Source organism: Rhodococcus sp. 06-470-2 (genome assembly GCF_002258235.1).
GTDB lineage: Bacteria > Actinomycetota > Actinomycetes > Mycobacteriales > Mycobacteriaceae > Rhodococcoides.
This window is the reverse complement of sequence record NZ_NOYB01000010.1, coordinates 30124-56578: the sequence shown is the minus strand read 5'-3', so window position 1 is coordinate 56578 and position 26455 is coordinate 30124. Positions and strand designations below refer to the sequence as shown.

Here is a 26455-nt window from a genome sequence, read left to right as displayed (position 1 = left end):
CCACTCGACCACCGCGACTGCGGAATTCCGCGCCCAGGCCGGTCGAGTGGAGCACCCGTTGCAGACCCTTACGAATACGTTGCGACGATCGACCCCAAAGCATCGAGCTGTGGTCGATTGACGAGACCGAGGTGGTAGAGGTGCAGCTCGTTCGCCCCGGCGTCGACCGTCGCAGCCACGTGCGCGGCCACCTCGTCGAGCTTCTTCGGCGGCAGCACCGATACATAGGCACCCACATCCACCCCGTCGCCGACGGCAGCGCGGGTGGCTTCGACCACCGACACCGTCTCGGCCGTCGCAGGCCAGGCCGACACCAGTACCGCGTCGACATCGGCCGGTGCGGCAGCGGTCAGCGCAGGCGAGGGGCCCGTCTTCCACGGATCGGGGTGACCGTGCAACGTCACGCGTGTCGACGGTGCTTGTTCACGCACGGCGGCAAGCACTTCCGTGCGAAGGTGATCGGCGTCGGCGTGACGGACCGCCACCACCGCGTCGATCTCATCGGCGTCCAACACGTCCGTGATCGCCGCACCTGCAGGCAAGGTTCCGGCCGCCAGGGCGTCGACGCCGTCGCGCAGCTTCTGCGTCACCTTCGCCGAGTCGACGCCTCGCTCGCCCCACGCGTCGAGCTCGCGCTGCGTGCAGCTGATGGACATCAGCGTGTCGCCGATGCCAGGGAACGCGCCGTCCGTCTTCTCGTGTGGTCCGACGTGTGCGAAACCGAGCTGCCCGCAGGCCTCCACGGACACGCCGTGTACCTCGACGCCGCGTATCGCTTCGGCGGTGAGCGTGGCGCAGTAACGAACGATATCTGGATGCCCCGGAGCGAGCGCATAGCGATAGGCGTCTCCGAAACAGTCGACGACGGTCGCGTCGGGATGGGCGTGGCCGAGAATTGTGCTGTGCGTCAGCACGATCCAGGCGTTCACCAGGAATCCGGCGTCGATCAGGATTGCCGCCGCCTCGCCGAACGCGTCCTCGGCCCCGCCCCAGTCGGCCGTGCGCGCGGTGATCGCGTGCCCGGCCCAGGCCTCGGAACGCACCGGGCGATACAGCGCGGCATGGTGAGCGTCGACCACCTTGTGCTGCGGGTGCAGCGGAGTTGCCGCCCTGGTGGAGTGATACGTCGCGGCGAGCGAGACCTCGCCCACCCCGAGCCTGCGGGCGCGCTCGACGAAGTGTGGGTCACCGAGTACGTCCCAGGGGTAGGCGTGCGCGACGATGCGGTCGACGGTCATAGGGGTCATCCTTCGATGGCTGAATTGTTCGGTAGAGAGAACTGAGTTCACACATGGGAACACAATTCGAGCCCGGCTGTCCACGATTCGCCCGCCGCGCGGCAATCGGGAAGGCCCTCGGAGTCGCCGAAATTCCACCGCCCCGGCAGGTGACACGCGGCCGCAGGTGGATACGTGACGGCGTCCGCGGAGTGGAACTGACCTGGAACGACACTTCCGCGTGGCTGCTGACGCCCCAGGATGCAATACACCCACTGCCGGCGATCCTGCTCATGCACGGCCACGACGGCGTGAAGTTCTACGGCAAGGAGAAAGTGGCCGACGGCCCCGACGGGGTCGCGCCCGGCATCGCCGCACTGCGCGAGCACGGGTACGACGGCATCGCGCCCGCAGCGGGCCTGGTGGCAGCAGGTTTCGCAGTACTGGTCCACGACGTGTTCCCATGGGGCTCCCGCCGAGTGCCGTGGGAGCAGCTTCCCGAGCGGGCTCGCCGGGCCGGTGCGCACCTGGAAGGACTCCAGCAATACGAGGCGGCCGCCCGCGAGCACGAGCACGGTCTCGCGAAAGTGGCTGCGCTGCGGGGTACTTCGCTAGCCGGCCGGATACTGACCGAAGACCTGACGGCACTGCACGTGCTGAGCGCCTGCGCCGAGGTGGACCCCGATCGCATCGCCACCGCCGGATTCTCCGGCGGCGGAGCCCGTGTCGCACACCTACTGGCCAGCAGCGACCGACTGCGAGCCGGGGTGATCACCGCTTCCATGAGCACGTACGCCGACATCGCCGACGGTCATGCGGACGACACGAGCTGGCTGATGATCACCGCCGGCCTGCCCGCGGTCTGCGACTGGCCGGAGATCGCAGGCTCGGCCGCCCCGACTCCGCTGCTGGTCCAATTCGCCGAGCAGGACTCGCATTTCGGCCCGACAGGCATGCGCGACGCCGAGGCATCGTTGCGTCGCGACTACGGAAACTCCACAATGCTTCTCACTCAATGGTTTTCGGAGCCGCACCGTTTCACGGCGGCGATGCAGGACGCCGCAGCGAACTGGCTGAGCCTGCACGTGTGACCGGTCATGCTTGACAGCGCTTGTGACTGCCGTCATAGTTGGTCCAGAAATTCACATAGCAGACGTCAGTTCATATATGTGAACACAGACTTTCCTCAGCCCGGCTCGTCGGAGCCGGAAGAACCGCAAGACCCACTCGCCGGCTCCCCGATCCGGCCCCGAACGCTTCGGAGCGTCCCCATGGTCACCACCACACCACCCCGGTCGGGAGGCACCCGTGCGCAGAGCTCGGCCGTCCCTCCCGTCCGGCCGAAACGCAAGCGCCGCATCTCGGCCCCGTACATCCTGATCGCACCGGTCGTCATCCTGCTCGCCGTGTTCATCTTCTACCCGGTCGGCAGCGTCTTCTACTACAGCCTGCAGTTCTACAACCCGACGACGCCGTGGGACAACGGCTTCGCCGGCCTCGAGAACTTCAAGCTGATGTTCGCCGACGACCTGTTCTGGAACAGCCTGCTCGTAACCGCGAAGTGGGTCGGCGTTCAGGTCGTCTTCCAGCTGATCCTCGGCCTCGGACTGGCCCTGCTGGTCAACGAGGTCTTCCGTGGACGCGGCCTGGCCCGAGCACTGGTGTTCTCCCCCTGGGCCGTCTCCGGTGTGCTCACCACCGGAATATGGCTGCTGATCTACAACCCGTCGACCGGGTTGTTCAAACTACTCGGCGACATGGGCATCGGCGACGGCACCGCCGCACCGATCGCAGATCCGGACACCGCGTTCTGGGCCACCAGCGTCGCCGAGCTCTGGCGCGGTGTTCCGTTCTTCGCCATTCTGATCCTCGCCGAACTGCAGAGTGCACCCAAGGACCTGTACGAGGCTGCGAACGTGGACGGTGCGAACCGTTGGCAGCGCTTCCGATTCGTGACACTGCCGCACCTGAAGGCCGTGATCATCCTGTCGACCCTGCTGCGCGGGGTCTGGGAGTTCAACAACGTCGATCTTCTGTACACCCTCACCGCAGGCGGCCCGGCCGACGTCACGACGACGTTGCCGCTCTACGTCTCTCAGCTCGCCACCACCGCGCAGGACTTCGGATACGGATCGGCCCTGACCACCGTGGCCTTCGTCATCCTGCTGTTCTGCTCGATCCTCTACTTGCGCCTCAGCAAATTCAACAGCGATAAGGCCTGACGCCCATGACCACTACCGCAGACCGTCCCGTCGTGACCACTCCGCCGCAGGACCACCCCGAGAAGGTGCGCGTGCATCGCACCAAGCCCCGCGTGTTCAGCGTCGGACTCCCGTTGGCCGTCTACCTGCTCTTCACCCTCGTCCCGTTCTACTGGATGATCGTCTTCGCATTCCGACCCGCCGGTTCCGATTCGATGCTCCCCTGGCCCATCACGCTCGACCATTTCGACACCGTCTGGAACACCCTCGGTTTCAGCTTCTTCTTCAAGAACAGCCTCATCGTGGCCGGCCTGTCTCTCGTGCTGACCACCTTCGTCGCACTGGCGACCGGCTATGCGTTGGCACGCTTCAAGTTCCGCGCCAAGATTCCCTTGGTGATGGCCCTGCTGTGCAGCCAGTTCGTGCCCGGCGCAATGCTGCTCATCCCGCTGTTCCAGGTGTTCCGCGAGATGGGACTGGTGAACAACCTGTTCGGCCTCATCGTCGCCGACACTGTCTTCCAACTGCCGCTGGCGGCAATGTTGATGGCCGGCTTTATCTCTCAGATTCCCGTGGAACTCGAGGAAGCCGCGATGGTCGACGGTTGCTCACGCCTGAAGGCCTTCCGCATCATCATGCTGCCGCTGCTGCGCCCCGGCCTGATCGCCGTCGGTTCCTTCGCGTTCATCGGCAGTTGGAACAACTTCCTGTTCGGCCTGATGTTCATCAGCAGCCAGGACAAGTTCACCCTCCCAGTCGGATTGAGCTACACGATCGGTTCCTACAACGTCGACTTCGGCGTCCTCGCGGCCGGCGGACTGATCGCCGCGGTACCGGTGGTCGCTGTCTTCGCCGTCATCCAGAAGTACCTCGTCCAGGGGCTCAGCGCCGGCGCGGTCAAGGGCTGATCATGACGTACGGAAAGAGAATCGACATGAATCGACGCACCCTGCTGCGCACCACCCTCGTGGGCGCGGTCGCGACGCTCGTACTGGCCTCCTGCAGTTCCGAGACCGCACTGCCCGACGGTGAACTCGGAGATCCGAACAGCGGCACCCTGACCTTCTGGGACAACAATGCCGGACCGGACCGAACCCCGTTGTACGAGGAATTGATTCGACGCTTCGAGGAAGTCAATCCCGGCATCGACATCCAGTACGTCGGGCTGCCCTCGGACAGTGCCCAGCAGAAGTATCAGACGGCTCTCGCCGGTGGGTCGGCTCCCGATCTGGGGATCGTCTCCACCGCATATCTGGCACCCCTCGTCGCGCAGAATGCTGTCATTCCGCTCGACGACTTCGTGGCATCCTCGCCACAGAAGGACGAGTACGACCCGAAGATCATCGAGTCGGCGATGGAGTCCGGTGGCGGTGAGAACCTGTACGGTCTGCCGTTCACCAGCAACAACGCCACTCTGTGGTACCGGGCGGATTGGTTCGACGAGGCCGGCATCGAGCCGCCCGAGACGTGGGACGAGTTCTACGACGCCGCAGACGAACTGACCGACAAGTCCGAGGGCCGCTACGGGTTCACCATCCGAGGCGGTGCCGGTTCGATCTACCCGTTGCTGCAACACATGTTCGCCACCACCGGCATCGACAACTTCTTCGACGGCAGCGAATCCACCGTCAACCGACCCGAGATGGTGCAGGCCATCGAACGTTTCGCCGCCCTGTACGACGTGGACACCCCCACCGCCGACGTCAACAACGGCTTCCCACAGATGGTCGCCAGCTTCGGTGGTGGCTCGGTGGCGATGATGCAGCACAACCTCGGATCGTTGAGCAATCACCGTAAGGCCCTCGGCGACAACGTCGGTGCCGTCGCACTGCCCCGCGCGGACAACGGCGTCCGTACGGTGATGACGGACCCGTTCCCGTCCTACACGGTGTTCAAGAGCAGCAAGCATCAAGCTGCGGCCTGGAAGTTCCTCGAGTTCATGACCTCGGCGGAATCGCAGGCGTACTGGAACGAGAACGTGGGGCAGATTCCGGTCAACGCCGCCGCTCGCTCCGCTCCCGCCTTCCAGGCGATGCCGTCGGTGCAAGCTGCGCAGGCCGCCCTCGACGATCCGGAGACGGTGCTGGTCACCCCACCGGACTATCTGCCGGATTTCGGCAAGATCGTCCAGGTTCAGATGCTGGGCCAGTGGCAGAAGGTCCTCATCGGGCAGCTCAGCGCTCAGGACTTCGCCGACGACTTCGCCGAGAAGCTAGACCGCTCCAAGGCCAAATACGATGCCCGACAGGGCAAATAGGGGATTCATCGCCATGTCCAGCGTCATCACCGAGGTTGCCGTCCAGGTCTTCAAGACCGAGGCTCGCACCGCCGTCGATTCCTACGGTCATCGACACCCGGGACCGTCCGTCCCGACCACCCAGGCACTGCTACGCATCACCGATTCCGACGGCGTCAGCGGCTACGTCCTGGGCAAGACCAACTACCTGCGCGAAGACCAAGTGGAGCAACACTTCCGGCCGGTCATGATCGGTACCGACCCGTTGCACCGCGAGGAGATGGACCGCAAGTTCGCGATCCGGCAGCGCACCAGAGCCGTCGAACTCCCCGAGCACACCTGCAGCTACCTCGATCAGGCACTGTGGGATCTGGCGGGCAACCGGTTCGACACCCCGGTGTGGAAGCTGCTCGGCGGGGCTCGCAGCGAGGTCAAGGCGTACGCGAGCACCATGTGTGGAGACACCATCGAGGGCGGACTGTCGAGCCCGCAGGAGTACGCGGACTTCGCTGTAGCGCTGAAGAATCAGGGCTACCAGGGAATCAAGCTGCACACCTGGATGCCACCGCTCGAAGGGGCACCGAGCCTCACACGAGACATCGAGGCCTGCGCCGCGGTGCGAGATGCCGTCGGACCCGGGTTTTCGTTGATGCTCGACGGCTACCACTGGTACTCACGTACCGACGCCCTCGAGCTCGGCCGGGAACTCGACGCTCTGAAGTTCGACTGGTTCGAAGAACCCATGGACGAGTTCTCGATGCGCTCGTACAAATGGCTGGCGAATCAGATCGACACTCCGGTGATCGGCCCGGAGACCACTCCCGGTCGGCATCGCTCGCGGGCGGATTGGATCGCCGACGAGGCGTGCGACATCCTGCGCGTCGGTGCGATGAACGGTGGCGGCATCACGCCTGCCTTGAAGACCGTGCACATGGCCGACGGCTTCGGGCTCGAGTGCGAGATCCACGGCAACGGCGCACCCAATCTGGCGCTCGTCGGCGGTGCCCCGAACATTCAGTGGTACGAGCGGGGCCTGCTGCATCCGCTGGTGGACTACGACTGGGTGCCCCCACACCTCAAGTCCATCGTCGACCCGATCGACGCGAACGGAATGGTGCAGATGCCGACCCGTCCGGGCCTGGGCGAGGACATCGACCTCGAGTACATCTCGAACAATCTGATCGCCGAATACTAGTGGCTGTCGACGATATCGGTGTCCGCGTATGAAACATCGTTCATCATGAGGGACACTGTCTCCATGGTGAACGATGTCACTGCCACAGCTGGGCCGGATAGTCAGCCGGTGAAGTCGGCCGAACGCACGATCCACATCCTCGAGACGCTGGCCGCGTCCCCCACGCGCATGAGTCTCGGCGAACTCCAGGAGGCCTGTGGGTACCCACGGTCGAGTCTGCACGCCCTGCTCCGGACGCTCAAGGACCTGCGCTGGATCGAGGCCGACGAGTCCGGCTCGCGGTACGGCATCGGCACCCACGCCCTGCTCACCGGCACGTCCTACCTCGACAAGGACTCCGTCGTCGGGCGAGCCGCAGCTGTGCTCGAAACTCTGCGCTCGGATGTGCGGCACACCGTGCACTTCGCCAGGCGCGACGAGGACTGCGTCATCTACCTCGCCAGCCGCGGTTCCAAGCTCGAGGTGCGCCGCATGCACCGCGTCGGACGCAAGCTGCCGTGCCACGTCACCGCCCTCGGGCAGGCACTGCTCGCCGAGCTTACGACCGATGAGGTGACGCAGCTGCTTCCGAAAAAGCTCGAGCGGTACACCGAGAACACCATCGTCGATCGTGATGCTCTCATCGCCGAACTCGCGCATGTGCGCAGGCGCGGTTGGTCGCTCGAGCAGGAGCAGGGCACCGTGGGTGTGGTCTGCATCGCGACCGTCGTGCCGTATCGGATCCCCGCTACCGATGCGCTGAGCGTTTCGATGCCCGCCGAGGTCGCCTCCTACCCCGGTGAACTGGAACGCATCGCGGGGGTGCTCACCGAACACGCCGCTGCGTGGGCCCGAGAATTGCGGGCCGAGGGAGTTCGTTAGAGCCGCTTCGCGCCATGTGAGTGAAACTTCGTAGCAGGCTACGAATTTCCGCTCACCTGCGCGTCAGCGCTCCACGCGTCAGCGAACCACAGCCTTCCCGACGGTCCACGCCCGTCCCTGATCGCTGAGCGTGAAGCCCAGACCCGGGCGTGCGGACAGATGCATGCGTCCGTCCCGGGTCTCGAGGTGCTCATCGAACAGTGGGTCGAGCCAATCGAAGTGCTCCACCCAGGTCTGCAGGGGGTACACCGCCGCGAGGTGCAGGTGGATCTCCATCGCGAAGTGCGGTGCCAGTTGCAGGTTGTGGTGCTCGGCCAGCGAGGCCAATTTCAGGAACTGAGTGATTCCGCCGATGCGGGGTGCGTCGGGCTGCAGGATGTCCACCGAACCGGCCTCGATGAGGCGGACGTGCTCGCCGACGCTGGCCAGCATCTCGCCCGTCGCGATCGAGGTGTCGAGACTACGGGCGAGCTGCGCATGCCCCTCGGCGTCGTAGGCATCGAGGGGCTCCTCGATCCAGACGAGGTCGAACTGCTCCAGGATTCGCCCCATACGTTGCGCCGTCGGCCGATCCCACTGCTGGTTGGCGTCGACCATCAGCGGAACATCGTCGCCGAGAAACTCACGCACCGCAGTGACGCGGGCGATGTCGGTACGCCAATCCGGCTGTCCCACCTTCAGTTTGATACCCCCGATGCCGTTCGCCAGCGACATGGCAGCGTTCTCCATGACCTCCTCGATCGGCGTGTGCAGGAACCCGCCCGAGGTGTTGTACGTCTGCACCGAATCTCGTGACGACCCGATCAGCTTGGCCAGCGGCAACCCGGCGCGCTTGGCCTTGAGATCCCACAGCGCGATGTCGATCGCGGCAATCGCCTGCGTGGCAACGCCACTGCGGCCCACCGAGGCACCGGCCCACACCAACTTGGTCCAGATCTTGCCGATGTCGTTCGGATCTTCTCCGATGAGAACCGGGGCGATCTCCTGGGCATGTGCGAACTGGGCGGGTCCGCCGGCGCGCTTGGAGTAGCCGAAACCGATTCCCTCATGGCCCTGTTCGGTACGAATCTCGGCGAACAGGAAGACCACCTCGGTCATCGCCTTCTGCCGACCGGTGAGCACCTTGGCGTCGCTGATCGGATTCTTCAGCGGTAGCACGATCGAGGACAGCGTCACCTCCGCGATGCGGTCGATGCTCGCGGCCCCGGGGGCCAGCGCCGTGATCGCTGCATTCGGGGCAGAGAGTCCGCTGGTGGGCTTGTCGACGTCTACGGTCATCTGCAACTCCTGAAATCGTCGATTACTTTGCTTCACAGCCTATTTCGACCCGCAATACACGTCCAACACCGTTTACCGGCGGATCGATGCCGCCAGTGCATCGATGTTCGACGCGATATCTCCGACCCGGCCGACGAACGTGTGATGCGTGACGCCCGACGAGTGGGGTGTCATCAGCACGTTGTCGAGATCGCGGAAGGGCAACGAGCTCGGCTCTCCCAACCCGTCGGGACCCGGGTAGCGGTACCAGACGTCGATCGCGGCCGCGGCAATCCGTTTGCGTGACAACGCGTCGAACAGCGGTTGTTCCTGCACCAGGGGACCGCGACCGACATTGACGAGCACCCCGTCGGTGCCGAGCCTTCCCAGTTCGTCGGCACCGATCATGCCGCGGGTGTGCTCGTTCAGCGGTGCAGAGACCACGAGGACATCGGCGAAGTCGGCCAGCTTCCCCAGATCATCTGTCGTGGAGTGCCATTCGAGACCCTCGTCCGGTGCGTGTCCACTACCGGTGACCGCTGCCCCCACCGCCCCGTAGGTCCGGAACAACTGCCACGTCCGCCTACCGATGTGCCCGAAACCGACGAATCCGATACGAGCACCGCTCAGCGAGAGTGGTTGCGCGATTCTCGGGTCGTAGACCGAGGTGGCGAACACTCCCGAGCGGAGTGCGCGGTCCTGCTGCAGGAACTGTCGCCGCAGCATCACCGTCGCCGACACGACGTACTCGGCGATCGACTGCTCGTGGTGGAAGGTGTTGCACACCTGCACATCACGCCTCAATCCGGAGCGGTCGACATTGTCCGTTCCCGCACCGGCAACGTGCACCATCCGCAGCCTCGGCGCAGCGGCACCCATGGCCGCACTGAACTTGCCGCCGACGTACACGTCCGCATCGGCAAGCTCCTCGACGACGCGACTCTCGTCGAACGGAACACACCAGACGACCTCGGTGCCGACGGGTAGCCCGGCCTCGAGCTGCTCACGATGCGGCAGAACGTTGCGATCGCCGACGACGATCTTCATCGCACCAGAGCCGGTCGCTTGCTGTCGAACGTCCATCCCTCGATCAGGTACTGCATGCCGATGGCGTCGTCGCGGGCACCGAGCCCCTCCTTCTGGTACAGCTCGTGTGCCGCGTCGATCCGTTCGAAGTCGAGTTCCACTCCGAGGCCGGGCTTGTCGGGGACGGTGAGGTAGCCGTCCTCGATGGTGAACGGCTCCTTGGTGACTCGTTGCCCGTCCTGCCAGATCCAGTGCGTATCGATGGCGGTGATCGTGCCAGGAGCGGCTGCGGCGACATGGGTGAACATGGCCAGTGAGACGTCGAAGTGATTGTTGGAGTGCGAACCCCACGTCAGGCCCCAGGCGTCACACAGCTGCGCTACGCGCACCGAACCGGCCATCGTCCAGAAGTGCGGGTCGGCCAACGGAATGTCCACGGCACCGGACCGGATGGTGTGGCCCATCTCGCGCCAGTCGGTGGCGATCATGTTGGTCGCTGTCTGTAGCCCGGTGGCGCGCTTGAACTCCGTCATCACCTCACGTCCGGAGAAGCCGCCCTCGGGTCCCACGGGATCCTCGGCGTAGGCGAGCACATCGCGCAGTCCGCGGCAGGTCTCGATCGCATCCTTCAGCAACCACCCGCCGTTGGGATCCAACGTGATTCGCGCCTCCGGGAACCGTTCGGCAAGGGCACGTACCGCAGCGGCTTCCTCGGCCGCCGGCAGCGCTCCACCCTTGAGCTTGAAGTCCTGGAATCCGTACCGCGCCTGCGCGGCCTCGGCAAGGCGCACGATCGACTCGGGATCCATGGCCTCCTCGTGCCTGATGCGCATCCAGTCGTCGGCTCCGGCGGCCTCGTCGGCGTCGCCGCGGTAGGCGAGGTCGGTCTTGTTCCGGTCGGCGACGAAGAACAGGTAGCCCAGAGCCTGCACCTTCTCGCGCTGCTGCCCGTCCCCCAACAGTGCTGCGACACTGACGCCGAGGTGTTGGCCGAGCAGATCCAACAATGCCGATTCCACTGCGGTCACCGCATGGATCGCGATCCGCAGATCGAACGTCTGCGCCCCGCGACCTCCGGAATCGCGGTCGCCGAACGCGCGACGCATCTCGGCGAGAATCGCGTTGTATCGGCCGACCCCCTGGCCCTCGACGAGTACGCGCGCATCCTCGAGAGTCTGCCGAATCGCCTCTCCTCCCGGCACTTCGCCGACGCCGGTGCGCCCGTCCGAGTCGGTGAGCACCACCAGATTGCGAGTGAAGTACGGTGCATGCGCACCGCTGAGATTGAGCAGCATGTCGTCGTGACCCGCGATGGGTACCACGCGCATCTCGCTCACGACGGGGGTGCTGTTCTTGGAGTTCATGATCGGACCCTCTCGGCCGGTGATGTCGAATGCTATTTGGTCAGGGTGACGGGCGCGTCCCGGCCCTCGGTCTCGGCCACCACCCCGCGCGGCTTCTTGATGAGCAGAACGGACAGCGCGGCGAGAGCAGACGCGCCGGCCAGCGCATAGAGACCCCAGGTCACCGAACCTGTTGCTTCCTGGATCAATCCGAAGCCGAACGGTGCGACGAAGCCGCCGAGGTTGCCTACCGAGTTGATGACGGCGATAGCGGCCGCGAGCACCATCGGATGCAGAGTCGACTGCGGGAACGACCAGAACAGTGGGCTGGCGCTCTTGAATCCCATGGCTGCGATGCACAGGAAGATCAGCGCAATCCACGGTGACGCCACTGCGGCCGCCAACGTACCCACAGCCGCGGTGAGCAGCGCGATGATCAACAGTGGTCGACGGTTTCCGGTGCGGTCGCCGATCTTGGACGTGTAGTACATGGCGAACACGGCGCAGATCCACGGCAGCGACGACAGTAGGCCGACGGTGATGTCGTTGGTTCCGTCGATGCGCCGGACGATGGATGGGAGCCAGAAAGTGTTGGCGTAGATCGACAGCTGGATCGCGAAGTAGATCCAGATGAAGAGCAGCAGCTTGGGATCGAGCAACATCTTCCAGCGCGACCGGCCGTCGCCCATGCCGGAGGTACGCGCCTTCTCTGCTTCCTCGACGGCGATGGCAGCGTTCAGATCGTGCTTCTCTTCATCGGTCAGCCACTTCGCGTCCTTGACGTGCGAGTCGATGAGGAAATAGGCGATGATGCCGACCACCACGGACAGCAGACCTTCGATGCCGAACAGGTACTGCCAGCCGCGGGCTCCGAAGAGGCCGTCGAGCGAGAGCAGCGGACCCGACAGTGGGCCGGAGATCGCAGCGGCAACCGAGGATCCGGCGACGAACAGTGCTGTGGCACGGCCGCGGTGGCTGTTGGGCAACCACTTGGCGAAGTAGAAGATGATGGCCGGGAAGAATCCGGCCTCGGCCGCGCCGAGCAGGAACCGCAGGATGTAGAACATCTCGGGACCGTTGACGAAGGCCATGGCGAACGAGATGGTGCCCCAACTGACCATGATGCGGGTCAGCCAGATCTTGGCACCGAACTTCTCCATCATCACGTTGCTCGGAAGCTCGAAGAGCGCGTACGCGATGAAGAAGACGCCTGCTCCGAATCCGTATGCCGCAGCACCAATACCGACGTCGGCTTCCAGGTACTCACGGGCGTATCCGATATTCGATCGGTTCAGCTGATTGCAGATCAGCATGATGATGAACAACGGGACGACTCGACGAAATATCTTCGCAACGGCAGAGTCGACGGCCGGTGTCGGCGGGAGAGTGATCGGCATCGATCGCTCCGTTCTGTAGCTCGAGCGGTTTCCCGCGACCAGTGCGCGAGTGTGACCGGCACAGGCATGGATCGGCCCAGTGATTGGGCTCACATGAAACAGTAGGACCGAGGATCGATGCATGTCCAAGACCATCTGCGCATCGACCGATGCAGTAGAGGTATCGGCAACTCCAGCCGGTGCTCATCGGGCCTGGCAGCAACATCGATACCGAGACTGAATCAAATGCGACTTTTTTCGACTTGGACATGTATCGATCAGCCTTCTAGCGTGGTGATCTATGAGCCAGGTCACGCCCTGGTGTCAGCGCACGTACCGCACCACAGCCCTAGGAGTCACCCCATGACAGCGTCGACGACACAGTCCACCCACCTCACCGGCCGGATGATCATCGCCGGCGTCCCGGTCTTCGGTGCCGGCACGCAGATTCACGGAGTCGACCCCAGCACCGGCGAGGATCTCGAACCCGCCTACGGTCACGGCAACGACGCCGACGTCGAGAAGGCCTGTGCCGCAGCAGCTGAGGCGTTCGCCGACTACCGCGCCACGTCCTCGGAGACCCGCGCTCAGTTCCTCGAGACCATCGCCGACAACATCGCCGCCCTCGGCGACACTCTGATCGAGCGCACGGTCGCCGAGTCAGGGCTCCCGCTGGCGCGCATCACCGGCGAGGTCGGCCGCACCACCGGACAACTGCGCCTGTTCGCTTCGGTTCTGCGCGAGGGCAGTTGGAACGGTGCCCGCATCGATCCCGCTCAGCCCGAGCGCACTCCGCTTCCCCGTGCCGACATCCGCCAGCGGCAGATTCCGTTGGGACCGGTTGCGGTGTTCGGGGCCAGCAACTTCCCGCTCGCCTTCTCCGTCGCCGGCGGCGACACCGCTTCTGCGCTCGCGGCAGGCTGCCCCGTGGTGGTCAAGGCCCACGATGCCCATCCCGGAACGTCCGAGCTGGTCGGTCGAGCAATCGCCGACGCTGTTGCCTCCACCGGAATGCCCTCGGGCACATTCTCACTCCTGTTCGGCTCCGGCCGCGGACTCGGTACCGCTCTGGTGACCGATCCGCGCATCAAGGCCGTCGGATTCACCGGATCCCGTTCGGGTGGAACGGCCCTCGTGGCTGCGGCGGCCGGTCGTCGCGAGCCCATCCCGGTGTACGCGGAGATGAGTTCCATCAACCCGGTGTTCGTCATGGACGGCGCACTCGCCTCCCGCGGGGCCGAACTCGGCCGCGCCTTCGTCGCATCGCTCACGATGGGCTCGGGGCAGTTCTGCACCAACCCCGGCCTCGTGATCGCCGTCGACGGCCCAGGCCTGCAGTCCTTCACCGACGCGGCCACCACAGCGGTGCAGGAATCGACTCCCACCACGATGTTGACCCCGAACATCGCGTCGAGTTACGCGGACGGTGTCGCCACACTGTCCGGTTCGGTCACCGAGATCGCCCGTGGTACCGAAACGGACGCGCCGAATGCCTGCCGCGCAGCACTGTTCGACACCGACGCCGACACGTTCCTCACCTCCGAGGCCGCGCAGGCCGAGGTCTTCGGCGCGTCGAGCCTCATCGTTCGCTGCACCGATGCACAGCAGGTCCGGGATGTCGCCGCGCTGCTCGAAGGCCAGCTGACCGCGACCGTGCACGGCGACGAGTCCGATCATGCCGAGGCAGGCAAGCTCCTCTCGGTTCTCGAACTCAAGGCCGGGCGCATCCTGTTCGACGGATGGCCCACCGGCGTCGAGGTCGGCCACGCGATGGTGCACGGCGGCCCCTTCCCCGCCACGTCCAACTCCCGCACGACATCGGTCGGATCGCTCGCCATCGAACGCTTCCTGCGTCCTGTTTCCTACCAGGACGTGCCGACTTCCCTGCTGCCCAGCGCAATTGCCGACGGCAATCCCGACGGGATCTTCCGCCGCATCGACGGCCGGCTCACCCAAGACTGATCCACCCCACCCACATTCTCGAGGAGATCCCCATGCTCGACGGCGTCCTGTTCTTCCCCGTCACCCCGTTCACCGCTTCCGGTGAAGTCGATTACGACCTGCTGGCCGCTCATATCGCGAAGGGTGTCGACGCCGGACCCGGTGGAGTGTTCATCGCCTGCGGCACCGGCGAATTCCACGCCCTCGAAACCGAGGAGTTCGGCAAGATCGTGCGCACCGCAGTCGACGTCGTCGCGGGTCGCGTGCCGGTCTACGCCGGTGCAGGCGGATCCGTCGCCCAGGCAAAGGCATTCGCGGCGAGCGCGAAGTCGAACGGTGCTGACGGCATCCTGCTGCTCCCGCCCTACCTGGTGACGATGCCGCAGGCCGGCCTGGTCAACTACACCAAGGCCGTTGCCGCCGCGTCGGATCTGCCGTTGATCGTCTACAACCGCGGCAATGCCCGCTTCACCGAGGACTCGGCAGTCGAGGTGGCGCAGTTGCCCACCGTCGTCGGATTCAAGGACGGCACAGGAGATCTCGACCAGGTCGGCCGCATCGTCCGCGCGGTGTTGGACGCCCTGGAACCGTCGGGCAAGTCTTTCCAGTTCTTCAACGGTCTGCCCACCGCGGAGGTCTCGCAGCAGGCATACCGCGCGATCGGGGTCACGCTGTACTCGTCTGCGACGTTCGCGTTCGCACCCGAACTGGCCCTGGCGTTCTATCGTTCGCTCGACAGCGGCAACGACGAGCTCACTGCCGCACTGCTTCGCGAGTTCTTCCACCCGCTGGTTCGCCTGCGCGACAAGGTTCCCGGCTACGCCGTCTCTCTCATCAAGGCGGGCGTGACGATGGAAGGGATCGAGGCAGGCCCGGTTCGTCCGCCACTGGTGGACATCAGTGCCCCGCACCTCGAGGAACTGACCGCGATCGTCGCCGCCGGCCGGGCCGTGTTGGCCGACGAGCTCGCGGTGCACTGATGCAGGATCCGGTCCTGATCACCGGCGCTCGGATCACCCCGATCGCCTTCGTCGATCCTCCGTTGCTCAACACCGTCGGCGTGCACCAGCCCTACGCACTGCGCGCGATCATTCAGCTCGACACCGATGCCGGTGTCGTCGGCCTCGGTGAGACCTACGCCGACACTGCGCATCTCGCCCGACTCGACGCGGCCGCGCAGGCCATCACCGGCCTGGATGTGTTCGCACTCAACGCCGTTCGAGACGCTGTCGACACCGTACTGGGGACGCTGTCGATCACCGGCGGAGACGGCGTGGCAGGAATGATCACCACTGCCAGCACCACCGACCGAGTTTTCTCACCGTTCGAGATCGCCTGCCTGGACGTGCAGGGGAAAGTGCTCGGTCGGCCGGTGTCGGATCTGCTCGGCGGGAAGGTTCGCGATTCGGTTCCGTTCAGTGCGTATCTGTTCTACAAGTGGGCAGCGCATCCCGGTGGACGACCGGATTCGTGGGGTGAGGCCGTCGACCCTGCCGGTCTGGTTCGGCAAGCGCGAAAGATGATCGACGAGTACGGCTTCGAGGCCATCAAGGTCAAGGGTGGTGTCTTTCCGCCCGACGAAGAGATAGCCGGAATCAGGGCGCTCCGGGAAGCGTTCCCCGAGCTGCCGCTTCGGCTCGACCCCAACGCGGCGTGGACGGTCGACACGTCCATCCGCGTGGCGGCCGAACTCGACGGCATCGTCCAATATCTGGAAGACCCGACTCCGGGGCTGGAGGGTATGGCAGAAGTCGCGCGGGAGGCGAAGATGCCACTGGCGACCAACATGTGCGTCGTCGCCTTCGATCACCTGAAGCCGGCCGTACAGAAGGACTCGGTTCAGGTGGTGCTGTCCGACCACCACTACTGGGGAGGTCTGCAGCGTTCGAGGCTGCTCGCCGGAATCTGCGAGACCTTCGAGATGGGTTTGTCGATGCACTCCAACAGCCACCTCGGCATCAGCCTGGCCGCGATGGTGCACCTCGCTGCGGCAACGCCCAACCTCACCTACGCCTGCGACACTCACTGGCCGTGGAAGGACGAGGATGTCATCGTTCCGGGTGTCCTGAACTTCGTCGACGGGGCAGTGGCCGTTCCCACGGCCCCGGGTCTGGGCGTCGAGATCGACGAGGATGCTCTGGCGGCGCTGCATCAGCAGTACCTCGATTGCGGGATCCGGGATCGCGACGACACCGGATACATGCAGAGCATCGATCCGAGCTTCCAGAACACCTGCCCGCGCTGGTAAAGCGAGTCCCTGCACCCGCACAGCGCTAAACTCGCCCGAGGTCGTGGGGATCTGTGCGAGAGGTTCGTCCTGTGAACAGTGGCTGGCAGTATTCCCCTGCCTCGGTGGCTCGTACGTCCGGCGTCAACTGTCTGGTCAGCGGCCTTGTCGGTGTCACCTCGATCGCGACAGAAGGTCCTCGGGCCGCTCCGATCCTGCTCGCACTTGCGGTGTCGTGGTGCGGACTGGGCGTGTACATGATCGCCGCGGCACCGGTGCTCTCCCGTCGCCTGTATCTGATGATGCACCTGTCGGGACTGACCAGTATCGCGCTGTTCTGCACCGCAGCGGGCGGGCACACCGTCGCACTGTCCGGAATCTTTCTGCAACTGCTGCTGGTGACGCCCGCCTTCATCGTGCTTCCTCATCGCGTCGCACGTCGGACGACCGTGCTCAATGCGCTCTACATCGCATATCTGGGCATCGTGGTGGGAGAGATCGATCCTGCGCTGGTGATCAACGCCGAGCTCGTGTTGATCGCGATCGCCATTTCTGCGGCGTGGGTACAGAGCGTGGCGTCGAACTCCGAGATCGACCACCTCACCGGGCTCTCGAATCAGCGACGGCTCAGCCGTGAACTGGATGCGCGGCCCGGCACCAGAGGCAGTTCGAGAATCGATGCGATCGCTGTCGTGGACATCGATCGGTTCAAGGTGATCAACGACGACTTCGGGCACGCGGCAGGCGATCACGCACTCGAGCTCGTCTCGTCCGCTCTCCGCACGTGCCTGCCTCGGCAGTACCTGCTCAGCCGCTCCGGCGGCGACGAGTTCACGGTGCTGTGCACGTCGGGCTCGGTCGCCGAGTTGAGCACCGCCGTCGACTGCGTCCGGGCCGAGCTGCCGTCGGATCTGACGATCTCGGTGGGAGTGGCGGGTAGGCAGGGCACCGAGTCCGCCCGCACCACTCTCGGCCGAGCCGATCGGGCGCTGTACGAATCGAAGAACCTCGGCCGAAATCGCACGACCGTCCACGACTAGGTCAGCTCGAAGCACCGACCTTGCGGAACAGCAGATCGATCATCGTCCGTTTCGATGCCTCGTCCTGCGGGTGTGTCAACATGGCCTCGATGACGAAGACGATCATGCGGGTCGCCGGCTCGATGTCGGTGTCGGCGACCCCGTCGTTGCGCAGTTCGACGGCGATCCACTGCTCCCACAGCGCATGGAAGTCGTTGTGCCACTTGTCTATACAGGCCGATACCGAGGTGCGCGAGTGGACCGTGTCGACCAGTCGGTGATATTTCTCCAGCTCGTCCACGACCCAGAGAACCTGCTCGGTCACCGACTTGTCGGCGAGGGCAACGAACCGGCTCAGCGCGTCGGCATGGATCTGGTCCAGCACGCCGACCAGTAGCTCGTCCTTGTCACCGAAGTACCAATAGATCGTATTGGTCGTCACTCCGGCAGCGGTGGCGATCCGCCCCATCGGGGTGTGCTCGTAACCGTCGTCGACGAACAGCGACCGAGCTGCGTTCACGATCTCGGAACGTTTCTCGGCGCGATCGACGGGTCGACGGTTGCGCGGCATTCCGCGATCCTATCTTGATCGGCATTCAAGAGGCTGCTAGCTTCTTGAATGCCGATCAAGAATCCGAAAAAGGGACGACCGACATGAGTGCCGACAACCAGACCGGATACACCCGAACCGACGAATGGTTCGACTCGGAAGGGGTCCGTTGCGCCGTCGCGGTGTACCGACCCGCCGAATCCAGCGGGGATACCCCTGCCGTCGTCATGGCCCACGGCTTCGGCACCCCACGCGTCATTCGCCTCTTCGCCTACGCAGAGGTCTTCGCCCGCGCCGGTTACACCGTTCTCGTCTTCGACTACCGGCACTTCGGTGACAGCGACGGGGAGCCGCGACAGCTGCTCGACATCGGCAAGCAACTCGTCGACTGGCGCAACGCCGTCGCCTACGCACGAACACTCGAGGGCGTCGACTCGGATCGCATCGTCGGTTGGGGTACTTCCTTCGCAGGCGGACACGTGCTCACTCGGGCCGGCGCAGGCGAGAACTTCGCGGCCGTCATCGCCCAGATCCCACACGTGGACGGAATCGCGGCCGTGCGCGCGACCGGGCTTCGGCGCACTCTCCAGCTGGCCCCGTCAGCGGTGATCGACCGGATCCGCGCACTGCGCGGACGATCACCCCGATACGTGGACTCGGTCGGCAATCCCGGTGATCTGGCTGTCATGACCTCACCCGACGCCGTTCCCGGACGCGACCGACTCATCCTCGAATCCGGCCTGAGCGAGGGCGACTACCCGGAAAACGTTGCCGCACGGATACTCCTGCGCATCGGGCTGTACTCACCCGGCCGCACCGCGTCGTCCATCCGATGCCCGGTGCTGTTGCAGATCATGTCCGACGACGTGGTCACACCGGCGTACGTCACCGTGAAGGTCGCAGCGAGAATTCCCGACGCCACCGTGCACATCCACAAGGGCGGACACTTCGATCCCTATGTGCAACCGCTGTTTCCGGTCATCGTCGACGAGCAGCTCGCGTTCCTGAAAAGGGTTGTGCCGGCGCAGTAGAGCTACTGCTCGGCAGGGTCGGCGTTCGTCAACGGCGCGACGATGTTGGCGAGCATGGTCGCGATGGTGGCGACGACGATGCGCCGTTCCGCGGCGTAACCGCTCTGGTACCAGGTCATCGCGGTGTGGCTGATTCCGCCGATCGCGGCGGTGGCGAGCAGGTCGATATCCACATCGGGCCCCGACTCCACGTCGCCCGCGAACGTGCGGAGGTAACCGAGCAGCAGCGTCCCGAATTGCTGCATCACCGTCAGATACGTCTGCTCCACACGAGGACTGACCCCGAGCACCTCCATCCACACCACCCGGGCCAGGTGTGGGTCCTCGACGACCCGAAAGAAGGGATCGAGCAACTGTTCGGCGGCGGCCCTGAGGTCGCCGTCGGAATCGATCTCCGCCATCGTGTCGGACACCGAGTCGGTCAGGTGTGCAATGCATTCCGCGTACACCGCGAGCAGGAGATCCTCGGTCCTGTCGAAGTATTGATAGAAGTGCCGGTCGGCGATCTTGGCCTCGCGGCACAGTCCGCGCACGGTGGCCGCTCGGTATCCGACGCTGCCGAACACCCGCAGTCCGGCATCCAGCAGTTGCCGCCGCCTTCGGTCGTCGCGGTCGGCGGCACTCTCGCCGCCGTAGGCCCGACCGGCCGCTTCGGACACCGAGCTCATGACCGTCGGGCATCCAGTTCGGCAGTCAGACGGATCAATTCGGCGTCCCGCTCCATCGTGGCGTCCATGATCGGGTTCACGATGCCGCGCAGTATCGAGATCGGAATCCAGCGACCGGGTACGGCAATGCGCGCAGCTCTTCGTCCGATCCCTCGAACGGCCACCCGGGCGAGCTTGTCCGGGGTGATCGGGTGGAGTAGCGGCGTGGGGAAGGCGCGGTCGATCATGGCTGTCGCGACGTCGTCGCCGCCGAATGCGACCTCGGCGATCGGCGTCGCGACCCATCCCGGATACAGCACTCCCGCTGTCGCTTTCGTGCCCGCAAGTTCCGCGCGGAGAGCACGCCCGAGCTGTTCGACCGCTGCCTTCGATGCCGCGTACGGTGCATTCGCCAGGCCGTTGAGGTACGCGTACGTGGACGAGGTGATCAACACGTAGCCGCCGGACTCGACGATGTGTGGGAGGGCGGCACGCACCGTGTTCCACACGCCGATCAGGTTGACGCCGATGACGCGCTCGAAAACTCCGTCTTCGACGGACCGTATGGTCGATGCCTGTGCACCGCTGGAGATTCCGGCGTTGGCCATAACGATGTCGAGCGTGCCGAAGGTCTCGATCGCGGTGGCGACGGCCGCGTCGAGCTGCTCCCGCACGGTGACGTCGGCGTAGGCGATCGCCACGCGCTGGTTGCCAAGTTTCGCCGCCGCCGATTCGAGGTCGGTCGATTTCATGTCGACGAGGACGATCGACGCACCGCGTCGATGCAGCGCCGACGCAACGGCGGAACCGATGCCGCCTGCTGCTCCCGTGATCAGCGCTACCTGGCCCGAGTGATCCTTCATGCCGACACCTCGTTTTTCGCGGTCGCCTCGGTGGGCGAGAAGTGAATGTGGTGTTCCTGCGGACGAAATCGCTTGGCCCACCGGCGGAAGGTGAAGCTGAAGCCGGGGAACATCGCCACGACGTGCCCGGATTTGGATTGATACCAGCTGTGGCAGCCGCCGTCCTTCCAGACGGTGCCCTCCATCTCGCGGTGAATCTTGTCGGTGTAGGCCTGTTCTGCATCTGCAGTGACCTCGATCGCCAGTGCCCCACTGTGCCTGACGGCGTCGATCGCCCGCACGATGTACTCCATCTGCGCCTCGATGAGGAAGATGGCGGAGGTGTGGCCGATACCGGTGTTCGGTCCGGTGACGACGAAGAGATTGGGAAAGCCGGGAATCGTGGTGCCGAGGTAGGCGCGCGGGTACGGATCCCAGACCTCGGACAGGGCCCGGCCGTCGCGGCCGATCACCGGGTACGAGATGACGCCGTCGGTGGCGTCGTATCCGGTGGACCACACGAGGAGATCGACGTCGACGTGTTCGCCGGTGGTGGTGACGATTCCGGTTTCGGTGATCTCGGCGATACCGTCGTTCCTGTCGTGCAGAGTGACGTTCGATTTCCCGAGTGCCGGATAGAGCGTGTTGGACAGCAGCACTCGTTTGCAACCGATGGTGAAGTCCGGGGTGACCTTGGCCCGAAGCTCGGTGTCCGGAACCTGAGACTCGATGTGTTTCAGAGCAGTTCGCTGGGCTACGGCTTTGAGCATTCGCCGCGAGTACTTGAACCCGATGATTCGGGTCTCGAGCGTCCAGTAGATGCCGGCGCGAACCGCCCTTCGAATCGGTTCGATGCGCAACAGCTTTCGCTGGATCGCCGTGAATTCACGATCGTGGCGCGGCATCACCCAATGCGGGGTGCGCTGAAAGACGTGCAGCTGCTCCACGTCGGGTTGGATCGCGGGGATCACCTGTGCGGCGCTGGCACCGCTGCCTACGATCGCCACTCTCTTGCCGGCGTGGTCGTACTCGGTGTGCCAGTCGTTGGTGTGGAACTGGGTGCCCTGGAACTTCTCTCTCCCGGGGAACGGCGGTACGACGGGTGTACTGAGTGGTCCCGACGCGTTGACGACGAACTTCGCCGCGTAGTCACCCCGCGAGGTGATGATGGTCCAGTGGTCTCCCGCCCATTCGATCTTCCTGACGTCGGTGTCGACATGCGTACGAGCCGGCAGACCGTTCGATTCGAGCACGTGGTCGGTGTATCGCTCCAGTTCCTCGCGTTCGGCGAACATGCGCGACCACTCGAACGGCTCGGAGGCGATCGAGTACAGCGGACTCTGCACGTCGACGGCTGCGCCCGGGTAGCGGTTCTGCTTCCACGTGCCGCCGAGGAAAGGACGCCTCTCGAGAATGACGAAGTCGTCGATCCCGCGGTCGAGCAAGGCCTTGGCGGCGCACTGGCCACCGAAGCCGCTGCCGATGATGACCACACTGTGCATCTGCATATCGACTGACCCCTCCCACGGGCGCGGCATCCGATGACGCGCGTCATCACTTTAAAGTGATGACGCGTGATTCCGCAATGGAATCGAGTCGACCCGCCAGAGGTCAACGACGGGCCGCGTACCGCACCAGGGACGCCCCCGACGGAAATGCTCTGCACTCCAGGAGGCGCAACCACTGCGACGGAGTTCCGTCGAACAATCGTTCGCCGTGCCCGCGCACGTAAGGGAACTGGAACAACCGGTATTCGTCCACGAGGTCCAACGCGATCAACTCCCGACACAGGGTGATACTCCCCGTGCAGACGATGTCCGATCCGCTCGAATTCTTGATCCTCGTGACCTCGTCGATCAGTCGGCCGGACAGCACGGTCGAGTTCACCCACCCGGGGTCTGTCAGCGTCGAGGACACGACGTACTTCGCGACGCGGTTCAGGTGATCGGTCACACCGGTTGTGTCATCGGTTTTCGGACCCCAGTAGTCGCGCATACTCTCGAAGGTCGAGCGCCCCACCAAGAATCCATCCGACTCGTCTCTCTGCGCGGCCAGCGCCGCGTCGAGCTCGGGGTCCCCGCCTGCCCGAGCGAACCAGTCGTCGGTCGCCTCGATGACTCCGTCGACAGTGATGTTCTGTGTGATCACCAGTGAGCGCATGCTCGACGTCTACCACCCCAACCGCACGTCCGAATCACGATCGCCCGAAAATGGTCGAAGACTGCGCCTCCGCGCGTGCGCAACCGTTGGTGTGCGGACCGGGGTCGACGCAGGTCGAGACCCACCCGTAGCGTTGGACGCATGTCGCGATCACCACGTAACCGGAAATCCCCCGCCGCTCCGAGAAAGCGAGCCTCTTCCGCACTCCAGGCCGGGCACCTTCGCGTGATCGCAACCGGCGGTCTGGGCGAGATCGGCCGGAACATGACCGTGTTCGAGTTCGACGGAAAACTGCTCATCGTCGACTGTGGTGTGTTGTTCCCCGAGGAGCACCAGCCCGGCGTCGACGTCATCCTGCCCGACTGGAGTTGCATCCGCGATCGCCTCGACGACGTCGTGGCGATCGTCCTGACGCACGGGCACGAGGACCACATCGGCGGCGTCCCCTACCTGCTGCGCGAGCGCGGTGACATTCCCGTCATCGCGTCGCGGCTGACGCTGCATTTCCTGGCCGCCAAGTTCGACGAGTTCAAGGTCTCGACGACGCTGATCGAGGTCGAAGCGGGGCAGACGCGTCAGGAAGGTCCGTTCGAGCTCGAGTTCGTCGCCGTCAACCATTCGATCCCCGACGGCCTCGCCATCGCCATCCGTACCGACGCAGGCCTGGTGCTGCACACCGGCGATTTCAAGATGGATCAGTTCCCGCTCGACGGTCGCATCACCGACCTCCGTAGCTTCGCGCGCCTCGGCGAGGAAGGGCTCGATCTTCTCCTCGTCGACTCCACCAACGCCGAGGTTCCCGGGTTCATGGTCTCGGAACGCGATCTGGTCCCGGCCATCGAGAAGGTGTTCCGCGAAACGTCGGGACGCGTGATCGTCTCGAGCTTCGCCAGTCACGTCCACCGCATTCAGCAGGTACTCGACGCCGCGCATGCGCAGGGCCGCAAGGTCGCGTTCGTGGGGCGATCGATGGTGCGCAACATGAAGATCGCGACCGATCTGAGCTACCTCGACGTACCCGACGGGCTCGTGGTCGATCTGCCGAAGCTCAACCGGCTTCCGGCGCACAAGATCACGCTGATCTGCACCGGATCGCAGGGCGAGCCCCTCGCCGCGCTCTCGCGGATGGCGTCGGGCGAACACCAGATCAAGGTGGGCGACGGCGACACCGTACTGATGGCCAGCAGCTTGATCCCCGGTAACGAGAACGCGATCTACCGCGTCATCAACGGTCTCGTCGAGAAGGGTGCACGCGTGGTGCACAAGGGAAATGCCAAGGTGCACGTCTCCGGCCACGCCAGCGCGGGCGAGCTCGTCTACTGCTACAACATCCTCGAACCCGCCAATGTGCTTCCCGTCCACGGTGAAGCGCGACACCTGCGCGCCAATGCCGATCTCGCGATCAGGACCGGCGTACCGCGTGATCGTGTGCTGATCGCCGAGAACGGAAGCGTCATCGACCTGTTCGACGGCGTCGCACAGATCACCGGAAGTGTCCCCATCGAACTGATCTACGTCGACGGCAGTGCCGTCGGTGGGGTGACCGAGGATTCGTTGGCCGAGCGCCGGCTGCTCGCCAACGAGGGCGTCCTGACCGTCATCGCCATCGTCGATCCCGATACCGGCCTGCTGGTCGACGACGTCGACTTCATCGGACGCGGATTCGCGCACGAGGCCAACGCTTTCGACTCGTTGGCCAAGGCGATCGGCAAGACCCTCACCCGCGAGAGCGACGTGAACGTGGCCTCCCGCGAGCACATCGAAAAGCGCATCGTGCAGGAGTCGGCGCGCTGGGCCAAGCAGACCCTGGGCCGTCAGCCCCTCATCGTTCCGGTCGTCGTCGACGGCTAGAGCACGTCTTCTCGGTGACGAGGTGAGTGACCACAAGAAGCCGCGCGTGGAACGGCTTCTGCCCGGTACGCCAGGGTCGGCCTGTCGTGCCGGGTCGCCGGTCCCCTCGCCCGATCCGAGCAAATTGTGCGTTCGGCCCCTGTGGATGGTTCCTGCCCCTAGAGTCGTGTGAATAGCTCCGGTAACGATCCGGAACGTCGACCGGGGGGTCTCGATGGGGAAGTACGCGAAGTTCGGCCGTCGGTATGCGGCGGTGGTCGCTGCGGTGTCACTGGTGGTGTCGGGCGGGCAATGGTCGGCGGCTGCCGATCCACTCGGCGATTTCCAGAATCCACCGCGCACCGCCGAATCGATCGCCGCGACACCGCTCGACGATCCGTGGGTCGTTCCGCCGCCCGGATACGAAACAGCTACTCCCGGAACAGTTCTACGGACCCGCAGCGTCACCGTCGGACCACTTGCCACCCCGGTCACCACCACTCAACTGCTGGTCGCCTCGACCGACGCGAAGGACCGCCCCGCTGCCATCGTCACCAGCGTCATCGTCCCGACCGCGCCCTGGACCTCGCCCGGTCCGCGCCCTGTTGTCGCCTACAACATGGCCATCGATTCGCTCGGTGCCACGTGCGAGCCATCGTGGACCATGCAACGCGGCATCGCTCCGGAATTGGCACCCGTGCAACTGCTTCTGGCGCGGGGCTACGCCGTCGTCGTCACCGACCATCAGGGGCCGCGCCATGCATACGCCGTCGGACCGATGGCGGCACATGCCGTACTCGACGGTCTGCGCGGAGCGGTCACGACCGCCGCGATCGGCCTCGATCCGACTGCGCCCCTGGGTATTACGGGCTACTCGGGCGGGGCGATCGCATCGGGCTGGGCCGTGCAGGAGGCTCCGGCCTACGCCCCCGAACTGAACATCGTCGGCGCAGCGTTCGGCGGAACGCCCACCGACTTCGCGCTGCTCCGTCAGTCCATGAACGGCAACGCAGCGTCTGCGGTGTTCCTCGCGGCAGCGATGGGCGTTGCGCGCGAGTACCCCGAGATGCTCTCGCTCTACAACGACGACGGGTGGCGGCTCGCACAGGCGTCGAAGGACCTGTGCATCGTCGGGATCGCTCCGTTCGGAATCGTTGCTCCGATCCGTATCGAGTCACTGTCCATCACTCCCGATGCGTTCAATTCACCGCTGGCGCTCGCGGTTGCTGATCAAAATCGATTGGGAGACGGCGGAACTCCGACGGCACCGGTGTTCATATATCACGGACAGCAGGAGTTCTGGATTCCGAAGGAAGGTCCGGAGGCCGTGTTCGACAAGTGGTGTTCACGCGGAGCCGACGTCCGCCTCGAGGAATACCTGGGTGAACACAGCATCGTGGCCGGCACCGGAGCTCCCGCTGCGTTCGCGTGGTTGGACGACCGCCTCGCGGGAATTCCGGTTCGACCCGGATGCAGTAGCTTCGGCCGCTAGAGCC

General features: G+C 64.8%; 23 protein-coding genes. 13 read left to right on the top strand and 10 right to left on the bottom strand.

From position 1 onward, the window contains the following. Positions 1 to 68 precede the first annotated feature (68 nt). Complete coding sequence (locus CH276_RS03620) at positions 69 to 1238, bottom strand: hypothetical protein (RefSeq protein WP_254924206.1); 1170 nt, start codon at positions 1236 to 1238, stop codon at positions 69 to 71. Positions 1239 to 1291: 53 nt separating this feature from the next. Here CH276_RS03620 and CH276_RS03615 point away from each other — a divergent pair, with 53 nt between their 5' ends. The 6 genes from CH276_RS03615 to CH276_RS03590 all read left to right on the top strand — a co-directional run bounded on the left by CH276_RS03615 (position 1292) and on the right by CH276_RS03590 (position 7710). Further along, a complete protein-coding gene (locus CH276_RS03615; protein WP_094630577.1) occupies positions 1292 to 2308 on the top strand; it encodes a hypothetical protein in 1017 nt (338 codons plus the stop codon). A 180-nt stretch (positions 2309 to 2488) separates the two neighbouring features. Next, complete coding sequence (locus CH276_RS03610) at positions 2489 to 3439, top strand: carbohydrate ABC transporter permease (RefSeq protein WP_094630578.1); 951 nt, start codon at positions 2489 to 2491, stop codon at positions 3437 to 3439. Between the two features lie 5 nt (positions 3440 to 3444). Beyond that, the gene (locus CH276_RS03605; protein ID WP_094630579.1) at positions 3445 to 4326 is read left to right on the top strand and encodes a carbohydrate ABC transporter permease; all 882 of its coding nucleotides are present in this window, start codon (positions 3445 to 3447) and stop codon (positions 4324 to 4326) included. Positions 4327 to 4352: 26 nt separating this feature from the next. Further along, positions 4353 to 5675 carry an ABC transporter substrate-binding protein gene (locus tag CH276_RS03600; RefSeq protein ID WP_254924207.1) on the top strand — a complete coding sequence of 441 codons (1323 nt, stop codon included), beginning with the start codon at positions 4353 to 4355 and terminating at the stop codon, positions 5673 to 5675. Between the two features lie 13 nt (positions 5676 to 5688). Beyond that, the gene (locus CH276_RS03595) at positions 5689 to 6849 is read left to right on the top strand and encodes an enolase C-terminal domain-like protein (RefSeq protein WP_094630581.1); all 1161 of its coding nucleotides are present in this window, start codon (positions 5689 to 5691) and stop codon (positions 6847 to 6849) included. Positions 6850 to 6957: 108 nt separating this feature from the next. Then, a complete protein-coding gene (locus CH276_RS03590) occupies positions 6958 to 7710 on the top strand; it encodes an IclR family transcriptional regulator (protein WP_254924208.1) in 753 nt (250 codons plus the stop codon). A 78-nt stretch (positions 7711 to 7788) separates the two neighbouring features. Here CH276_RS03590 and CH276_RS03585 read toward each other — a convergent pair whose 3' ends face one another. The 4 genes from CH276_RS03585 to CH276_RS03570 form a co-directional block, all read right to left on the bottom strand. Then, positions 7789 to 8988 (bottom strand): L-talarate/galactarate dehydratase, encoded by a 1200-nt coding sequence (locus tag CH276_RS03585; protein WP_094630583.1) that lies wholly within the window; start codon positions 8986 to 8988, stop codon positions 7789 to 7791. Positions 8989 to 9060: 72 nt separating this feature from the next. After that, entirely contained in the window at positions 9061 to 10014 is a 954-nt protein-coding gene (locus CH276_RS03580) for a 2-hydroxyacid dehydrogenase (protein WP_094630584.1), read from the bottom strand. Next, positions 10011 to 11357 (bottom strand): enolase C-terminal domain-like protein, encoded by a 1347-nt coding sequence (locus tag CH276_RS03575; protein WP_094630585.1) that lies wholly within the window; start codon positions 11355 to 11357, stop codon positions 10011 to 10013. Before CH276_RS03575 ends, CH276_RS03580 begins: the two co-directional genes overlap by 4 nt. Positions 11358 to 11389: 32 nt before the next feature. After that, positions 11390 to 12733: an MFS transporter gene (locus CH276_RS03570; protein WP_094630682.1), complete on the bottom strand. Its 1344-nt coding sequence runs from the start codon at positions 12731 to 12733 to the stop codon at positions 11390 to 11392. 342 nt (positions 12734 to 13075) lie between these two features. Here CH276_RS03570 and CH276_RS03565 point away from each other — a divergent pair, with 342 nt between their 5' ends. The 4 genes from CH276_RS03565 to CH276_RS03550 all read left to right on the top strand — a co-directional run bounded on the left by CH276_RS03565 (position 13076) and on the right by CH276_RS03550 (position 17920). Next, entirely contained in the window at positions 13076 to 14674 is a 1599-nt protein-coding gene (locus CH276_RS03565) for an aldehyde dehydrogenase (NADP(+)) (protein ID WP_094630586.1), read from the top strand. Positions 14675 to 14706: 32 nt separating this feature from the next. Continuing rightward, complete coding sequence (locus CH276_RS03560) at positions 14707 to 15633, top strand: 5-dehydro-4-deoxyglucarate dehydratase (RefSeq protein ID WP_032396701.1); 927 nt, start codon at positions 14707 to 14709, stop codon at positions 15631 to 15633. Beyond that, positions 15633 to 16901, top strand: a complete 1269-nt coding sequence (locus tag CH276_RS03555) for a glucarate dehydratase family protein (RefSeq protein WP_094630587.1) — start codon at positions 15633 to 15635, stop codon at positions 16899 to 16901. Before CH276_RS03560 ends, CH276_RS03555 begins: the two co-directional genes overlap by 1 nt. A 104-nt stretch (positions 16902 to 17005) precedes the next feature. Further along, positions 17006 to 17920, top strand: a complete 915-nt coding sequence (locus tag CH276_RS03550) for a GGDEF domain-containing protein (protein WP_141214659.1) — start codon at positions 17006 to 17008, stop codon at positions 17918 to 17920. A 1-nt stretch (position 17921) separates the two neighbouring features. On the opposite strand, the gene CH276_RS03545 is transcribed toward CH276_RS03550, so the two are convergent. Then, positions 17922 to 18470: a TetR/AcrR family transcriptional regulator gene (locus CH276_RS03545; RefSeq protein WP_094630589.1), complete on the bottom strand. Its 549-nt coding sequence runs from the start codon at positions 18468 to 18470 to the stop codon at positions 17922 to 17924. Between the two features lie 83 nt (positions 18471 to 18553). On the opposite strand from CH276_RS03545, the gene CH276_RS03540 reads away from it, so the two are divergent. Further along, entirely contained in the window at positions 18554 to 19480 is a 927-nt protein-coding gene (locus CH276_RS03540) for an alpha/beta hydrolase (RefSeq protein ID WP_094630590.1), read from the top strand. A 2-nt stretch (positions 19481 to 19482) separates the two neighbouring features. Here CH276_RS03540 and CH276_RS03535 read toward each other — a convergent pair whose 3' ends face one another. From CH276_RS03535 to CH276_RS03520, 4 genes are all read right to left on the bottom strand, one after another. Further along, positions 19483 to 20148, bottom strand: coding sequence for a TetR/AcrR family transcriptional regulator (locus tag CH276_RS03535; RefSeq protein WP_094630591.1), 666 nt, complete (start codon positions 20146 to 20148; stop codon positions 19483 to 19485). Next, positions 20145 to 20990, bottom strand: coding sequence for an SDR family NAD(P)-dependent oxidoreductase (locus CH276_RS03530; RefSeq protein ID WP_094630592.1), 846 nt, complete (start codon positions 20988 to 20990; stop codon positions 20145 to 20147). Before CH276_RS03530 ends, CH276_RS03535 begins: the two co-directional genes overlap by 4 nt. Next, on the bottom strand, positions 20987 to 22477 hold the full coding sequence (locus tag CH276_RS03525) for a flavin-containing monooxygenase (protein ID WP_094630593.1): 1491 nt from the start codon (positions 22475 to 22477) through the stop codon (positions 20987 to 20989). The genes CH276_RS03530 and CH276_RS03525 overlap by 4 nt, the downstream gene beginning before the upstream one ends. Positions 22478 to 22580: 103 nt before the next feature. Next, positions 22581 to 23129: a dihydrofolate reductase family protein gene (locus tag CH276_RS03520; RefSeq protein WP_032396707.1), complete on the bottom strand. Its 549-nt coding sequence runs from the start codon at positions 23127 to 23129 to the stop codon at positions 22581 to 22583. A 141-nt stretch (positions 23130 to 23270) separates the two neighbouring features. Between CH276_RS03520 and CH276_RS03515 the strand changes: the two genes are divergently transcribed. Both CH276_RS03515 and CH276_RS03510 read left to right on the top strand, forming a co-directional pair. After that, positions 23271 to 24980 carry a ribonuclease J gene (locus CH276_RS03515; protein ID WP_045197367.1) on the top strand — a complete coding sequence of 570 codons (1710 nt, stop codon included), beginning with the start codon at positions 23271 to 23273 and terminating at the stop codon, positions 24978 to 24980. Positions 24981 to 25194: 214 nt separating this feature from the next. After that, positions 25195 to 26451, top strand: a complete 1257-nt coding sequence (locus CH276_RS03510; RefSeq protein WP_094630594.1) for a lipase family protein — start codon at positions 25195 to 25197, stop codon at positions 26449 to 26451. Positions 26452 to 26455 lie beyond the last annotated feature (4 nt).

Bases quoted from the DNA above. Each gene is read 5' to 3' on its own strand.
- CH276_RS03620 (WP_254924206.1), bottom strand. From the start codon at position 1,238: ATGACCGTCGACCGCATCGTCGCGCACGCCTACCCCTGGGACGTACTC.
- CH276_RS03615 (WP_094630577.1), top strand. From the start codon at position 1,292: ATGGGAACACAATTCGAGCCCGGCTGTCCACGATTCGCCCGCCGCGCG.
- CH276_RS03610 (WP_094630578.1), top strand. From the start codon at position 2,489: ATGGTCACCACCACACCACCCCGGTCGGGAGGCACCCGTGCGCAGAGC.
- CH276_RS03605 (WP_094630579.1), top strand. From the start codon at position 3,445: ATGACCACTACCGCAGACCGTCCCGTCGTGACCACTCCGCCGCAGGAC.
- CH276_RS03600 (WP_254924207.1), top strand. From the start codon at position 4,353: ATGAATCGACGCACCCTGCTGCGCACCACCCTCGTGGGCGCGGTCGCG.
- CH276_RS03595 (WP_094630581.1), top strand. From the start codon at position 5,689: ATGTCCAGCGTCATCACCGAGGTTGCCGTCCAGGTCTTCAAGACCGAG.
- CH276_RS03585 (WP_094630583.1), bottom strand. From the start codon at position 8,988: ATGACCGTAGACGTCGACAAGCCCACCAGCGGACTCTCTGCCCCGAAT.
- CH276_RS03580 (WP_094630584.1), bottom strand. From the start codon at position 10,014: ATGAAGATCGTCGTCGGCGATCGCAACGTTCTGCCGCATCGTGAGCAG.
- CH276_RS03575 (WP_094630585.1), bottom strand. From the start codon at position 11,357: ATGAACTCCAAGAACAGCACCCCCGTCGTGAGCGAGATGCGCGTGGTA.
- CH276_RS03570 (WP_094630682.1), bottom strand. From the start codon at position 12,733: ATGCCGATCACTCTCCCGCCGACACCGGCCGTCGACTCTGCCGTTGCG.
- CH276_RS03565 (WP_094630586.1), top strand. From the start codon at position 13,076: ATGACAGCGTCGACGACACAGTCCACCCACCTCACCGGCCGGATGATC.
- CH276_RS03560 (WP_032396701.1), top strand. From the start codon at position 14,707: ATGCTCGACGGCGTCCTGTTCTTCCCCGTCACCCCGTTCACCGCTTCC.
- CH276_RS03555 (WP_094630587.1), top strand. From the start codon at position 15,633: ATGCAGGATCCGGTCCTGATCACCGGCGCTCGGATCACCCCGATCGCC.
- CH276_RS03545 (WP_094630589.1), bottom strand. From the start codon at position 18,470: ATGCCGCGCAACCGTCGACCCGTCGATCGCGCCGAGAAACGTTCCGAG.
- CH276_RS03540 (WP_094630590.1), top strand. From the start codon at position 18,554: ATGAGTGCCGACAACCAGACCGGATACACCCGAACCGACGAATGGTTC.
- CH276_RS03535 (WP_094630591.1), bottom strand. From the start codon at position 20,148: ATGAGCTCGGTGTCCGAAGCGGCCGGTCGGGCCTACGGCGGCGAGAGT.
- CH276_RS03530 (WP_094630592.1), bottom strand. From the start codon at position 20,990: ATGAAGGATCACTCGGGCCAGGTAGCGCTGATCACGGGAGCAGCAGGC.
- CH276_RS03525 (WP_094630593.1), bottom strand. From the start codon at position 22,477: ATGCAGATGCACAGTGTGGTCATCATCGGCAGCGGCTTCGGTGGCCAG.
- CH276_RS03520 (WP_032396707.1), bottom strand. From the start codon at position 23,129: ATGCGCTCACTGGTGATCACACAGAACATCACTGTCGACGGAGTCATC.
- CH276_RS03515 (WP_045197367.1), top strand. From the start codon at position 23,271: ATGTCGCGATCACCACGTAACCGGAAATCCCCCGCCGCTCCGAGAAAG.
- CH276_RS03510 (WP_094630594.1), top strand. From the start codon at position 25,195: ATGGGGAAGTACGCGAAGTTCGGCCGTCGGTATGCGGCGGTGGTCGCT.